The organism is Streptomyces sp. NPDC006655, from assembly GCF_040703965.1.
Lineage (GTDB): Bacteria > Actinomycetota > Actinomycetes > Streptomycetales > Streptomycetaceae > Streptomyces.
In genome coordinates, this window is sequence record NZ_JBEYJU010000031.1 from 20,752 (window position 1) to 34,664 (window position 13,913).

10 protein-coding genes are annotated in these 13,913 nt (G+C 71.3%); 6 read left to right on the forward strand and 4 right to left on the reverse strand.

All coding sequences use genetic code 11. The features are described from left to right. The first annotated feature begins 86 nt into the window (after window positions 1–86). The 3 genes from AB0958_RS19775 to AB0958_RS19785 all read left to right on the forward strand — a co-directional run bounded on the left by AB0958_RS19775 (window position 87) and on the right by AB0958_RS19785 (window position 6,712). A complete protein-coding gene (locus AB0958_RS19775; protein WP_366891751.1) occupies window positions 87–599 on the forward strand; it encodes a hypothetical protein in 513 nt (170 codons plus the stop codon). Between the two features lie 50 nt (window positions 600–649). Continuing rightward, a complete protein-coding gene (locus tag AB0958_RS19780; RefSeq protein WP_366891752.1) occupies window positions 650–1,315 on the forward strand; it encodes an HAD family hydrolase in 666 nt (221 codons plus the stop codon). 459 nt (window positions 1,316–1,774) lie between these two features. Then, complete coding sequence (locus AB0958_RS19785) at window positions 1,775–6,712, forward strand: NAD-glutamate dehydrogenase (RefSeq protein WP_366891753.1); 4,938 nt, start codon at window positions 1,775–1,777, stop codon at window positions 6,710–6,712. 63 nt (window positions 6,713–6,775) lie between these two features. Here AB0958_RS19785 and AB0958_RS19790 read toward each other — a convergent pair whose 3' ends face one another. Then, complete coding sequence (locus AB0958_RS19790; RefSeq protein ID WP_366891754.1) at window positions 6,776–7,642, reverse strand: ABC transporter ATP-binding protein; 867 nt, start codon at window positions 7,640–7,642, stop codon at window positions 6,776–6,778. Then, window positions 7,635–8,552 (reverse strand): ABC transporter permease, encoded by a 918-nt coding sequence (locus AB0958_RS19795; RefSeq protein ID WP_366891755.1) that lies wholly within the window; start codon window positions 8,550–8,552, stop codon window positions 7,635–7,637. The genes AB0958_RS19790 and AB0958_RS19795 overlap by 8 nt, the downstream gene beginning before the upstream one ends. Window positions 8,553–8,914: 362 nt before the next feature. Here AB0958_RS19795 and AB0958_RS19800 point away from each other — a divergent pair, with 362 nt between their 5' ends. The 3 genes from AB0958_RS19800 (at window position 8,915) to AB0958_RS19810 (ending at window position 11,078) form a co-directional block, all read left to right on the forward strand. Continuing rightward, entirely contained in the window at window positions 8,915–9,541 is a 627-nt protein-coding gene (locus AB0958_RS19800) for a TetR/AcrR family transcriptional regulator (protein ID WP_366891756.1), read from the forward strand. Window positions 9,542–9,621: 80 nt separating this feature from the next. After that, the gene (locus AB0958_RS19805; RefSeq protein WP_366891796.1) at window positions 9,622–9,999 is read left to right on the forward strand and encodes a DoxX family protein; all 378 of its coding nucleotides are present in this window, start codon (window positions 9,622–9,624) and stop codon (window positions 9,997–9,999) included. A 35-nt stretch (window positions 10,000–10,034) separates the two neighbouring features. Further along, complete coding sequence (locus tag AB0958_RS19810; protein WP_366891757.1) at window positions 10,035–11,078, forward strand: RNA polymerase sigma-70 factor; 1,044 nt, start codon at window positions 10,035–10,037, stop codon at window positions 11,076–11,078. Between the two features lie 33 nt (window positions 11,079–11,111). On the opposite strand, the gene galE is transcribed toward AB0958_RS19810, so the two are convergent. Together galE and AB0958_RS19820 are read right to left on the reverse strand one after the other, a co-directional pair. Then, window positions 11,112–12,092, reverse strand: a complete 981-nt coding sequence (gene galE / locus AB0958_RS19815; protein ID WP_366891758.1) for a UDP-glucose 4-epimerase GalE — start codon at window positions 12,090–12,092, stop codon at window positions 11,112–11,114. A gap of 53 nt (window positions 12,093–12,145) precedes the next feature. Further along, window positions 12,146–13,357: a glycosyltransferase family 87 protein gene (locus AB0958_RS19820; protein WP_366891797.1), complete on the reverse strand. Its 1,212-nt coding sequence runs from the start codon at window positions 13,355–13,357 to the stop codon at window positions 12,146–12,148. Between the last annotated feature and the right edge of the window lie 556 nt (window positions 13,358–13,913).

Below are 13,913 nucleotides of genomic sequence, written 5' to 3' on the forward strand. Positions count from 1 at the left end.
TATCCTGAAGGCCGTCTCCGGAAGGCCCGTCGGCTTTCGGGAGAGCGGCACCGGCAGAGTCGAAGCGTCCAGAGAGAGCGGCCAGCATGCGCGTCTATGTCCCCCTGACCCTCCCCGCGCTCGCCGAGGCGTACAAGACGGGCGAGCTGGGGACCGGTCCGTTCGTCGCCTACGCCGTCACACCCGCCCTGCGTGAGTGGTACCTCTCCGACGACATGGAGGAACTGGAGTACGCGGCGCTCAACCGCGCCGCGCTGGCCTCCCTGCGGCTGCTGGCCGCCGACCCGGACGCGCCGCGGCGCCGGGTCGTGGTCGCCGTGGACGTGCCCGACGGCGCGGCGGCGTCCGATCCGGACCGTGGCCTCGACCCGGCGGCCCTGGGCGAGGTGCGGGTGGCCACGACGGTGGCGCTGGCCAGGGCGGCCGCCGTGCACGTCGACTCCGACGACGCGCAGGAGGACGTGACCGCGGCGGCCGGAGCGCTGCCGGCCGCGGACGGCGGGGACGACGACGCGCAGTTCGTGGTGGACGGGGCCGAGGACCACGAACTGCTCTGGTACGCCACGCAGGAGATCCCCCACCTGGTGGGACTCGGCTGACCCCCGCGCGAACCGCTTCCCTGTCAGTGACGGCGGGTAGCGTTTTCGGCATGGGGAAGCAGGAACGCGCACACATCGTCTGGGACTGGAACGGGACGCTGTTCCACGACAACGACGCGATCATCGGGGCGACGAACGCGGCCTCGGCCGAGCTGGGCCTGGCGCCGATCACCCTCGAGCAGTACCGGGCGCTGTACTGCGTGCCGGTGCCCAGGTTCTACGAGCGGCTGATGGGGCGGTTGCCGACGCAGGCCGAGTGGGAGGTCATGGACGAGATCTTCCACGCGTACTACGCCGAGCACCGCGGCCGGTGCGGGCTGACCGAGGGGGCGGCCGAGCTGCTGGCCGGGTGGCGTTCGGCGGGGCGCAGCCAGTCGCTGCTGAGCATGTACGTGCACGACGAACTCGTGCCGCTGGTGCGTGGGTTCGGCATCGAGCCGCACTTCCTGCGGGTGGAGGGGCGGATCGGGCCGTCCGGGGGCAGCAAGGCCGAGCACATGGTGCGGCACCTGCGGCAGCTGGAGGAGGTGGCGCCCGGCCGGACCGTGGTGATCGGGGACGCGGCGGACGACGCGGTGGCCGCGCGGGCGGCGGGCGCGAAGGCCGTGCTGTACACCGGGGGGTCACACGGCCGGGCGAGTCTGGAGGAGGCCGGCGTGCCGGTGGTGGACTCGCTGGCGGAGGCGGTCGAGGAGGCGGAGAGACTCGTGGCGTGAGCCGGGGGCGCGGGGGGCGCCGTTTTACCGCGGTATTGCCTAGGTGGGCGGCCGTCGCTGTGCAGAACGTCAAACTTGCACCCCCTGTTTTGTACACATACGGCTCATGACGGGCCCCCGGTCATGGGCGATAGCCTGGTGGCGTGATCAGCGCGATAGTTCGCGGGGGCGTCGCCCCTGCCCTGCGCCCGGTGAGCACGGAACAACTCCGTGACCGGGTGGCGGTCGCTGGTCTTCTCGGGCGGAGGGCGTCGATGACGGCCCTGGCAGTGGTGGCGCCGAGAGCGACGTCACACCCTCGGGGCCCGTCGAGAATGGCCGAATACCCCCCGCTCGTCTCACCCTGCGGCATAGCGTCGGAGCCGACCGGAGACCCCGGCCGTGGCGTCGAGCCGCAGGGGGAAGAGCCCGTACTTCCTTCTACGTCACGCAATGGCGCGCGACAGGAGCCAGAGGACAATGCAGACCAAGCTGGACGAAGCCAAGGCCGAGCTGCTCGATCGGGCCGCCCGGGTAGCTGAGAACAGCCCGGCCGGGGGCCACCTACCGACCGGGACGACGGGAGAGGTGGACCAGGAGTCCGTCCTCACGTTCCTCCAGCGCTACTACCTGCACACCGCACCGGAGGACCTGGCCGACCGCGACCCGGTCGACGTCTTCGGCGCCGCCGTCTCGCACTACCGACTGGCCGAGACCCGTCCGCAGGGCACCGCCAACGTCCGGGTCCACACCCCGACCGTCGAGGAGAACGGGTGGACCTGCAGCCACACCGTGGTGGAGGTCGTCACCGACGACATGCCCTTCCTCGTCGACTCGGTCACCAACGAGCTGACCCGGCAGGGGCGTGGCATCCACGTCGTCATCCACCCCCAGTTCGTCGTCCGCCGCGACCTCACCGGCAAGCTGATCGAGGTGCTGCCGACCCAGGCCGCCGGCCAGGACCTGCCGCACGACACGCACATCGAGTCGTGGATCCACGTCGAGATCGACCGGGAGACCGACCGCGCCGACCTCAAGCAGATCACCGCCGACCTGCTGCGCGTCCTGTCCGACGTCCGTGAGGCCGTCGAGGACTGGGAGAAGATGCGGGAGTGCGCCGTCCGGGTCGCCGAGCAGCTCGGTGACGAGCCGGTCCCCGCCGACCTGCCGGGCCCCGAGGTCGAGGAGGCCCGTGAGCTGCTGCGCTGGCTGGCCGCCGACCACTTCACCTTCCTGGGCTTCCGTGAGTACCAGCTGCGCGAGGACGACTCCCTGGCCGCCGTGCCCGGCACCGGCCTGGGCATCCTGCGCTCCGACCCGCACCACGCCGTCGACGAGGGCCACCCCGTCAGCCCGTCCTTCGAGCGGCTCCCGGCCGACGCGCGCGCCAAGGCCCGCGAGCACAAGCTCCTCGTCCTGACCAAGGCGAACAGCCGGGCGACCGTGCACCGGCCGTCGTACCTGGACTACATCGGCGTCAAGAAGTTCGACGCGGACGGCAACGTGGTCGGTGAGCGGCGCTTCCTCGGGCTGTTCTCGTCCGCCGCGTACACCGAGTCGGTGCGCAGGGTGCCGGTGATCCGGCGCAAGGTCGACGAGGTCCTGGAGCGGGCCGGGTTCTCGCCCAACAGCCACGACGGCCGTGACCTGCTCCAGATCATGGAGACCTACCCGCGCGACGACATGTTCCAGACTCCGGTCCCGGAGCTGGAGTCGATCGTCACGAGCGTCCTCTACCTCCAGGAACGCCGCCGGCTCCGTCTCTACCTGCGCCAGGACGAGTACGGCCGCTACTACTCGGCCCTCGTCTACCTGCCCCGCGACCGCTACACCACCGGCGTCCGGCTGCGCATCATCGACATCCTCAAGGAGGAACTCGGCGGTACCAGCGTCGACTTCACGGCCTGGAACACCGAGTCGATCCTGTCCCGGCTGCACTTCGTGGTCCGCGTCCCGCAGGGCACCGGGCTGCCCGAGCTGTCCGACGTCGACAAGGAACGCATCGAGGCCCGCCTGGTCGAGGCGGCCCGTTCCTGGGCCGACGGCTTCGCCGAGGCGCTCAACGCGGAGCTCGGCGAGGAGCGCGCGGCCGAGCTCCAGCGCAGGTACACCAACTCGTTCCCCGAGGGCTACAAGGCCGACCACACCCCGCGCGCGGCGGTCGCCGACCTCGTCCACCTGGAGCGGCTCACCGAGGAGACGGGCAACGACTTCGCCCTCAGCCTCTACGAGCCGGTGGGCGCCGCCCCCGGCGAGCGCCGCTTCAAGATCTACCGCAAGGGCGCGGCGATCTCCCTGTCCGCGGTGCTGCCGGTCCTCAACACGCTCGGTGTCGAGGTGATCGACGAGCGGCCGTACGAGCTGCGCTGCTCGGACCGGACCACCGCGTGGATCTACGACTTCGGGCTGCGCATGCCGAAGGCCTCGGGTGCCGCGAGCGGCGACTACCTCGGTGACGACGGACGGGAGAGGTTCCAGGAGGCGTTCGCGGCGACCTGGACCGGACAGGCCGAGAACGACGGGTTCAACGCGCTGGTGCTGAGCGCCGGGCTGACCTGGCGGCAGGCGATGGTGCTGCGGGCGTACGCCAAGTACCTGCGGCAGGCCGGCTCCACGTTCAGCCAGGACTACATGGAGACCACGCTCCGCCACAACGTCCACACCACCCGGCTGCTCGTCTCCCTGTTCGAGGCGCGGATGTCGCCGGACCGGCAGAAGGCCGGCCTGGAGATCGTCGACGCCCTCCTCGAAGAGCTGGACGCGGCGCTCGACCAGGTGGCGAGTCTCGACGAGGACCGCATCCTGCGGTCCTTCCTGACCGTCATCAAGGCGACCCTGCGCACCAACTTCTTCCAGGAGACGGCGGTCGGCAAGCCGCACTCCTACGTGTCCATGAAGTTCGACCCGCAGGCCATCCCCGACCTCCCGGCGCCCCGCCCGGCGTTCGAGATCTGGGTGTACTCGCCGCGTGTCGAAGGCGTGCACCTGCGCTTCGGCAAGGTCGCGCGCGGCGGTCTGCGCTGGTCCGACCGGCGTGAGGACTTCCGCACCGAGATCCTCGGCCTGGTCAAGGCGCAGATGGTGAAGAACACCGTCATCGTGCCGGTCGGCGCCAAGGGCGGCTTCGTCGCCAAGCAGCTGCCGGACCCGGCCAAGGACCGGGACGCGTGGCTCGCGGAGGGCATCGCCAGCTACAAGACGTTCATCTCGGCGCTGCTCGACATCACCGACAACATGGTGGCCGGCGAGGTCGTGCCCCCGCAGGACGTGGTCCGGCACGACGAGGACGACACCTACCTGGTGGTCGCGGCCGACAAGGGCACGGCGACCTTCTCCGACATCGCCAACGAGGTCGCCGGCAGCTACAACTTCTGGCTCGGGGACGCCTTCGCCTCCGGCGGCAGCGCGGGCTACGACCACAAGGGCATGGGCATCACCGCGCGCGGTGCCTGGGAGTCCGTGAAGCGGCACTTCCGGGAGCTGGGCGTCGACACCCAGAGCGAGGACTTCACGGTCGTCGGCATCGGCGACATGTCCGGTGACGTGTTCGGCAACGGCATGCTGCTCTCCGAGCACATCCGGCTGGTCGCCGCCTTCGACCACCGGCACATCTTCATCGACCCGAACCCGGACGCGGCCACCTCCTACGCCGAGCGCCGCCGCCTGTTCGAACTGCCCCGCTCCAGCTGGGGCGACTACAACACGGAACTGCTCTCGGCGGGCGGCGGCGTCTTCCCCCGCAGCGCCAAGTCCATCCCGGTCAACAGCCACATCCGCGAGGCCCTCGGCATCGAGGACAAGGTGGCCAAGCTGACCCCGGCCGACCTGATGAAGGCGATCCTGCACGCGCCGGTCGACCTGCTGTGGAACGGCGGTATCGGCACCTACGTCAAGGCGTCGACCGAGTCCAACGCCGACGTCGGCGACAAGGCCAACGACGCCATCCGGGTCGACGGCGCCGACCTGCGCGTCAAGGTGGTCGGCGAGGGCGGCAACCTGGGCCTGACGCAGCTCGGCCGGATCGAGTTCGCCCGCCGTGGCGGCAAGATCAACACCGACGCGATCGACAACAGCGCCGGGGTGGACACCTCCGACCACGAGGTGAACATCAAGATCCTGCTGAACGGCGTGGTCGCGGACGGCGACATGACGGTCAAGCAGCGCAACAAGCTGCTCGCCGAGATGACCGACGAGGTCGGCTCCCTGGTGCTGCGCAACAACTACGCGCAGAACGTGGCCATCGCCAACGCCCTCGCCCAGTCCGGGGACATGCTCCACGCCCAGCAGCGCTTCCTGCGCCACCTGGTCAGGGAGGGCCACCTGGACCGCGCCCTGGAGTTCCTGCCCACCGACCGGCAGATCCGCGAGCGCATCGGCACCGGCCAGGGCCTGACCGGCCCGGAGACGGCCGTCCTGCTGGCCTACACGAAGATCACCGTCGCCGACGAGCTGCTGGCCACCACGCTGCCGGACGACCCGTACCTGAGCGGCCTGCTGCACGCGTACTTCCCGACGGCCCTGCGCGACCAGTTCGCCGCCGCGCTCGCCACCCACCCGCTGCGCCGTGAGATCACGACCACCGTCCTGGTCAACGACACGGTCAACACCGGTGGTACGACCTACCTGCACCGGCTGCGCGAGGAGACCGGGGCCTCCCTGGAGGAGATCGTCCGGGCGCAGACCGCGGCCCGCGCGATCTTCCGCTCGGCGCCGGTGTGGGACGCCGTCGAGGAACTCGACAACAAGGTCGACGCGGCCGTGCAGACCCGGATCCGGCTGCACTCGCGCCGGCTGGTCGAGCGCGGCACCCGCTGGCTGCTCAACAACCGGCCGCAGCCGTTGCAGCTCCTGGAGACCGTCGACTTCTTCTCCGAGCGGGTCGAGCAGGTCTGGCAGCAGCTGCCGAAGCTGCTGCGCGGCGCGGACCTGGAGTGGTACCAGCACGTGTACGACGAGCTGTCGGCGGCCGGTGTCCCGGACGAGCTGGCGACCCGGGTGGCCGGGTTCTCCTCGGCCTTCCCGGCGCTGGACATCGTCTCGGTGGCCGACCGCACGGGCAAGGAGCCGCTGGACGTCGCCGAGGTCTACTACGACCTCGCCGACCGCCTCGGGGTCACCCAGCTGATGGACCGCATCATCGAGCTCCCGCGCGCCGACCGCTGGCAGTCGATGGCGCGCGCGTCCATCCGCGAGGACCTGTACGCGGCCCACGCGATGCTCACCGCCGACGTCCTCGCCGCCGGTGACGGCACGTCGACGCCCGAGCAGCGCTACCAGGCCTGGGAGCAGAAGAACACGGCGATCCTGGGCCGGGCCCGGGCCACCCTGGAGGAGATCCGCAGCTCGGACTCCTTCGACCTGGCCAACCTGTCGGTGGCCATGCGGACGATGCGGACGCTGCTGCGCACGCACGCGTAGCCGTACGGCGCGAAAGGCGCCCCAGGCCGGTGCGGCTCGGGGCGCCTTTCGCGTACGTCCGGCTCAGGTGGACGGGGCGGCCGTCACCGGGGCGGCCTGCTTCGGCGGCGCGGCCGCCGGCTTGGGCTTCGTCTTGTCGGACTTGTCGCCGGTGAAGGACTCGTACTCGGCGAGGACCTCCTCGGTCGGTCCGTCCATGCGCAGCACACCGCGCTCCAGCCACAGCACCCGCTCGCAGGTGTCGCGGATGGACTTGTTGTTGTGGCTGACCAGGAACACCGTGCCCGCGTGCTGGCGCAGCTCGCGGATGCGCTCCTCGGAGCGCATCCGGAAGGACGCGTCACCGGTGGCCAGCGCCTCGTCGATGAGCAGCACGTCGTGGTCCTTGGCGGCGGCGATGGAGAAGCGCAGCCGGGCGCCCATGCCGGAGGAGTAGGTCCGCATCGGCAGGGTGATGAAGTCGCCCTTCTCGTTGATGCCGGAGAAGTCGACGATGTCCTGGTAGCGGTCCTTGATCTCCTCGCGGGACATACCCATGGCGAGGCCGCCGAGGTAGACGTTCTTCTCACCGGTCAGGTCGCCCATCAGGGCGGCGTTGACGCCGAGGAGGGAGGGCTGGCCGTCGGTGTAGATGGCGCCGTTCTCCACCGGCAGCAGGCCGGCGACGGCCTTGAGCAGGGTGGACTTGCCGGAGCCGTTGGTGCCGATGAGGCCGATCGCCTCGCCCTTGTAGGCGACGAAGGAGACGCTCTTGACCGCGTGCACCAGGCGGGTGCCCGCCGCCTTCTCGGCCTGCTTGCGGCGCAGCATGCGGTTCAGGGCGGCGGTGGCGGAGCCGCGGCCGGCGCCGGTGCCGTGGACCCGGTAGACGATGTCCACCTTGTCGGCGACGACCGTGGGGATGGGGGTGTCGTTCACGTTCTCAGCCACGGCCGTACGTCTCCTCAGCCTTCCAGAAGTAGATGAAGCCGCCGACGCCGGCGAGCAGGGCCCAGCCGGTCGCGAGGACCCAGACGTGGGGCGGAAGCTGGTGCGCGTGGAAGCTGTCGATCAGGGCGTAGCGCATCAGGTCGATGTAGACCGCGGCCGGCTGCGCCTTGAGCACCGGGTTCACCCAGCTCGGCAGGCCGCTGTGGTTGCCGGTCAGCTTGTCGATGTTCCACATGACGCCGGAGACGTACATCCAGGTGCGCAGCACGAACGGCATCAGCTGGGCGATGTCCGGGGTCTTGGCGCCCCACCGGGCCATGATCATCGCCACGCCGGTGTTGAAGCTGAACTGCAGGACCAGCGCCGGGATCGCCAGCAGCCAGGAGGCGGCCGGCGGCACGCCGAAGCAGAGCAGGATGACGACCAGGGCGCCCATGGAGAACAGCAGCTGCTGGAGCTGCTGGATGCAGAAGGAGATCGGCAGCGCGGCCCGCGGGAAGTGCAGGGCCCGGACGAGGCCGAGGTTGCCGGAGATCGCGCGCGTGCCGACCATGATCGAGCTCTGCGTGAACGTCCAGATGAACACGCCCGTGACCAGGAACGGGATGTAGTCCGGCACGCCCTTCTTGGTGTGCAGCAGGACACCGAAGATGAAGTAGTACACCGCCGCGTTCAGCAGCGGGGTCATGACCTGCCAGACCTGCCCGAGCTTCGCCTGGGCGTACTGGGCGGTGAGCTTGGCGGTGGCGAAAGCGGTGATGAAGTGGCGCCGGTCCCACAGCTGGCGGATGTACGCCGGCAGGGAGGGGCGGGCGCCGCTGACCGAAAGGCCGTGCCGGGCGGCGAGCGCCGCGAGGTCGTCCTCGGCCGTGACCGGAGTCGGGGGCGGTGTGTGGAGAACCTGGGTCACATCCGCTGCTTTCACTCGGGGGGTGGGGGTGCTGCGGCGTCCGGCTGGTCGCCCGGCCCCGTCACCCGGCGTTCACCCGCGTTTTTCTTTGCGTTTTCTTGCGTCGGGACGGGACCGTTTCGTCGCAACGGGAGCGTAGGCCGTGTTGGCGTCGGAACGCAACCGTTTCGTCGTCACGGAGGCCTGTGCGTCGTGACACTCCCGAGGTCGGGTCGCGATCGATTCGTTGCGGACGACGACTCGGGGCAGGGTTCACCACGGCGGTGAGCTGGGAGGGGGGCGACGCCGGGCGGTTGCAGCGATCGAGTGGTGAGTGTCGTCGGAACGCAACCGTTTCGTCGTTACGCCCCTATGCTGGGGGCATGACGACGAACGCCGAGGAGTCCCAGGCGCGTCCGCGCCGACGAGCCCCCGCCGGGGCGGCCGTCCTTCGCGAGGACGTGACCGAGGCCATCCGGGCCGCCGTCTTCGAGGAGCTCGCGTCGGTCGGCTACGCCCGGATGTCCATCGAGGGCATCGCGCGCCGAGCGGGCGTCGGCAAGACCGCCGTCTACCGCCGCTGGCGCTCCAAGCTCCACCTCGTGCTCGACGTCGTCTCGGCCCTCGCCGTACTGGGCCTGCCGACGCCCGACACCGGCTCCCTGGAGGGCGACCTGCGCCTGCTGTACGAGGTCACCTCCCGCGCGCTGCGCCACCCGGTCGCCTCGCAGATCATCCCCGACCTCCAGGCCGAGGCGGCCCGCAACCCCGACATCGCCGACGCCATGCAGAAGACGCTGCGCCAGGGCCAGGAGGGCGTCGCCAGCAAGATCATCGAGGCGGCGCAGCGACGCGGTGAACTCGCCGCGGACCTCGACGACGACCTGGCCATGGACCTGATCTCCGGCCCGCTGTACTGGCGTTCGGTGGTGATCCGGACGCCGAAGCTGCCGAAGGGATACCTGGCGGCGCTGGCCCGCGGGACCGCGGAGGCGCTCAAGGCGCTGTGAACCACCCGGCCGGGGATGTCACAGGCGGGTCGGCCGTCTCGTCGTAAGGGGCGCAGACATCCTTGACCCGGGAGCAGATGATGAACGTCGCCCTGTGGACCGCCGCCGGACTGCTCGCCGTGGTGGCGCTGACCGGTGGCATCAGCAAGACGTGCGTGCCGAGGGAGAGGCTGGCCGCGGCCCACGGCGGCGGCTGGACCGGTGACGCCGGCGACGGTTTCGTGAAGTCGCTCGGCGTCCTGGAACTCCTGGCGGCGGCGGGCCTGGTGCTGCCCGCCGTCACCGGGGTCGCACCGGTGCTGGTGCCCGTCACCGCCGTGTGCTGGACCCTGCTGATGATCGGCGCGATGATCACCCATGGCCGACGCGGCGAACGCGCGTTCGTGGTGCTGAACCTGGCCTACCTGGTGCTCGCGCTGGTCGTGGCGGTGGGGCGGTTCGGCCCCGGGTCCTTCTGACCGGCCGGGCGGTGGACGTCGAGGGGGGAGCGCAGATGTGCAGGGACACCGACTCGGGCACCCAAAAGGGCGCGGACGGGGGTACGGGCGCGGGCGAGGGCAGGGGTGCGCGCGGTGACGTGGGCCCGCATCCTCGTGCGGACGTCCGGGCGGACCCCGGCAAGGCCCTGGAGTTCCAGGAGCTGCGGCCGATGCTGTTCTCGATCGCTTACCGGATCCTCGGCAGCGTCAGCGAGGCCGAGGACGCGGTCCAGGAGACCTGGCTGCGCTTCGTGGGCTCGCCGACGGAGGTCAGGTCGCCGAAGGCCTTCCTGTCGGCCGCGGTGACCCGGATCTCCATCGACGTCCTGCGCTCCGCCCGGGTGCGGCGCGAGGCGTACGTCGGTCCGTGGTTCCCCGAGCCGCTGCTCGCCGACCCGTACGAGGACCCGGCGCGGTCGGCCGAGCTGGCCGACTCGGTGTCCATGGCGGCCCTGCTGCTCCTCGAGCGCCTCAGCCCCCTGGAGCGCGCCGTCTTCGTCCTGCGCGAGGTGTTCGACTTCGGCTTCCCCGAGGTCGCGACGGCGGTGGGCCGCTCGGAGAGCGCGTGCCGCCAGCTGGCGGTGCGGGCCCGGCGCCACATGGCGGAGGGCCGCCCCCGCTTCGAGGCGGACCGCCGGGAACGCGACGCGCTGGCGTCCCGCTTCTTCGAGGCCCTGCACGACGGCGACCTGGCCGGTCTGCAGGACCTGCTCGCCGCCGACGTGTCCCTGGTCGGCGACGGCGGCGGCAGGGCCCCGCAGCTGGCCCGCGCGGTCGCCGGCGCCCGGAACGTCGCCCGCCTCCTCGCCGCCGTCTTCCCGGCGCTCGACCGCATCGCGGTGTCCTGCGAACGGCACGAGGTCAACGGCCAGCCCGGCGCGATCTTCCGTGACCGCGACGGCAAGGTCCTGCAGACCTTCTCCCTCGACATCCTCGACGGCCGAGTCCAGGCCATCCGCCTGGTCCTCAACCCCGACAAACTCGCCCACATGGGTCCGGTGGCCGACGCCTGGTCCATCTCCGAACAACTCAAACAGACCCGCAGGACGGCGGACTGACCACACCGCCCGGGCCCGCGGGCGCCCGGCGGTTCAGCCCCGGGCCGCCTCCGGGTGCAGGCGGAGCCAGCCCTGCCAGGCCGAGGTGATCATGTCCTGGACGTCGTGCTTGGCCTTCCAGGTCAGTTCCGTGGCGATGCGGTCGGCGGAGGCGACCACACTGGCCGGGTCGCCTGGGCGGCGGGGGGCGACGGCCGGGTCGAGGTCGTAGCCGGTGACCGTGTTGATGAGGTCGATCATCTCGCGGACCGAGACGCCCTCCCCGCGCCCGATGTTGAGGGTCAGGGAGCGGCCCGGCTCGGCCTGGAGGGCGCGGGCCGCGGCCACATGGGCCTCGGCCAGGTCCACCACGTGGATGTAGTCACGGACGCAGGTGCCGTCCGGCGTCGGGTAGTCGTCGCCGAAGACGAGCGGGGGCACGTTCTCCGTGAGCTTCTCGAAGACCATGGGGACCAGGTTGGAGACGCCGACGTCGGCCAGTTCGGGGCTCGCCGCGCCCGCCACGTTGAAGTAGCGGAGGGAGGCTGTCGCGAGGCCCGTGGCCCGGCCTGTGGCGCGGACCAGCCACTCGCCCGCCAGCTTGGTCTCGCCGTACGGCGACATCGGCAGGCACGGCGTCTCCTCCGTCACCAGGTCGACGTCCGGCATGCCGTAGACCGCCGCGGAGGACGAGAACACGAACGACGGGACCCTCGCCTCCGTCACCGCCTCCAGCAGAACGCGCAGGCCCTCGACGTTCTCGCGGTAGTAGCGCAGGGGGAGTTCCACCGACTCGCCGACCTGCTTCTTCGCCGCCAGGTGCACCACCCCGGTCACCTCGTGCTCGGCCAGCACGCGCGCGACGTTCTCACCGTCCAGCGTGGAACCCGTCACCAGCGGCACGTCCTCGGGCAGCCGCTCGGCGATGCCGGTGGACAGGTCGTCGTAGACCACCGTCCGCTCGCCCGCCTCGGTCATCGCGCGTACGACATGCGCCCCGATGTAACCGGCGCCGCCGGTGATCAGCCAGGTCATGAGTGGCGGTCCCCTCCGTCAGTGGCCCGTGGTGCTCGTCAGACACCTTGTCGTCAGTCACTTTTCAGTGAAGCAGGTGCCGCCGACAACCGGGGACGGCTGAGGTGACTCCCCGTGACCGGCGTGCTGTGCGCGGTGCCCTGCGGCCGGCGGGTGGCGCGCCACAGCCGGGTCAGGGACAGGGCGGCGGCGCTGACGAGCAGGCCGTTGCGGGCGAGCATCAGCAGGCAGCCCGTCCAGGTGCAGCCGACGACCTCGCCGTAGAAGGCGGGGTAGGCGACGGAGCTGACCGCGCTCGCCGCCACGACCAGGGCGGCGACCGGACGCTGCGTGGTGTGCCGCGAGGTCAGGCACACGGCCGCCAGGCCGAGCAGCCAGATCATGTACTGGGGGCTGATCACCCGGCTGGTGACGGTGAACAGGAGCACCGCGCTCAGGGCCGCGTCGTACGGGGTGGCACGCGTCCAGTGCCGGGCGCGGACGCGCCACAGCAGCAGGAGCGCGAAGACGGCCGCGGTGAGCACGAGGGACGCGGTCGCGACGGCGTGCACGTGCGGGCCGACGAGTTCCATCGCGCCGTACCGGTAGCGGACCGTGCCCCGCCAGCCGGCGTGCCGCGCGAGGCTGAGCGCGGTGCCGCCGAGCGACTCGATCTGCACGCCCCGGCCGCCCTGCTGGCGCAGGAAGGCCAGCGGGTCGCGGAACGACACCACGAGGACGGCGAGGGTCGCGGTCCCGGTCAGGGCGGCGGACAGCCACGCCGACCGGGTGGGGCGACCGCGCTCCAGGCCCAGCAGGACCAGCGCCGGCCACACCTTCACCAGCGCGCCCAGTGCCGCGAGCGTCCCGCACGCGCGCGTGGAGCGCGACAACGCCAGCAGGGAGAGCACGGCGAAGGCGGTGACCTCCACGTCGTAGCGGGCGAGCGGGAGATGCAGGAGGAGTGGGAGGCCGCCGGTCCACAGGACCGCGCCCAGCAGGGTGCGCCCGGAACGCGTGCCCGCGCGCGCGAGCGCCGCCGTGACCAGCGCGTCCGTGGCCAGGGTGAGGGCCACGAACGCCTGGAAGTAGCTGAGCCCGGGCACCAGCCCCGGCGCCAGCAGCACCGCGCCGGCGCCCGGCGGGTACTGCCACAACGTGTCGTGCGCCGGGAACGCGCCGTGCGCCAGCACGCCGTACCAGTGGAAGTACAACCGCCATACTTCGCGCGCGACCGCTCCGTGTCCCAGGAGTCGCTCGTTGTTGTGGACGAGGAGCCACAGCATCAGCGCGCGCGTGGCGAGCCAGAGGGCGGCGAGCCCCAGGAGTCGGGAGAGCCGGGAGAGTCGGGAGAGGCGTGGGAGTCGAACGGGCGGGGCGAACGGGGCGCGGGGGAGCGGGAAGTACGGGCGGTGATTCATCAACCGTGAGCGTAAGCCGCCCGGATGGTGTATCCATGCCGATACGCCGTCAATACCCGGCAAAGGTTGGCTAATCGCAAAAGATCGGGCCGTGGTGAGTATCGGGCCTCTCGTAAAAGCACATCAGCGGACAAGGCGGAGGGAGGACTTCGGCCGGCCGGCTTCGTCGAGCCGACCGGAGCAGGAACCGTTGGGCGGACCGCCCTCCGGACCGCCCCCCGGACCGGACCCTGGACCGCCCTCCGGACCGCCCTCCGGACCGGACCCTGGAGCGCCCTCCGGACCGCCCTCCGGACCGGACCCTGGAGCGCCCCCCGGACCGCCCTCCGGACCGCCCCCTGGAGCGCCCCCCGGACCGACCTTCGGACCGCCGTCCGGACCGACCTTCGTGCCGGCCCCCGGGCCGCCTTCCGTGCCGATC

Bases quoted from the DNA above. Each gene is read 5' to 3' on its own strand.
- AB0958_RS19775 (WP_366891751.1), top strand. From the start codon at position 87: ATGCGCGTCTATGTCCCCCTGACCCTCCCCGCGCTCGCCGAGGCGTAC.
- AB0958_RS19780 (WP_366891752.1), top strand. From the start codon at position 650: ATGGGGAAGCAGGAACGCGCACACATCGTCTGGGACTGGAACGGGACG.
- AB0958_RS19785 (WP_366891753.1), top strand. From the start codon at position 1,775: ATGCAGACCAAGCTGGACGAAGCCAAGGCCGAGCTGCTCGATCGGGCC.
- AB0958_RS19800 (WP_366891756.1), top strand. From the start codon at position 8,915: ATGACGACGAACGCCGAGGAGTCCCAGGCGCGTCCGCGCCGACGAGCC.
- AB0958_RS19805 (WP_366891796.1), top strand. From the start codon at position 9,622: ATGAACGTCGCCCTGTGGACCGCCGCCGGACTGCTCGCCGTGGTGGCG.
- AB0958_RS19810 (WP_366891757.1), top strand. From the start codon at position 10,035: ATGTGCAGGGACACCGACTCGGGCACCCAAAAGGGCGCGGACGGGGGT.
- galE (WP_366891758.1), bottom strand. From the start codon at position 12,092: ATGACCTGGCTGATCACCGGCGGCGCCGGTTACATCGGGGCGCATGTC.
- AB0958_RS19820 (WP_366891797.1), bottom strand. From the start codon at position 13,357: ATGCTGTGGCTCCTCGTCCACAACAACGAGCGACTCCTGGGACACGGA.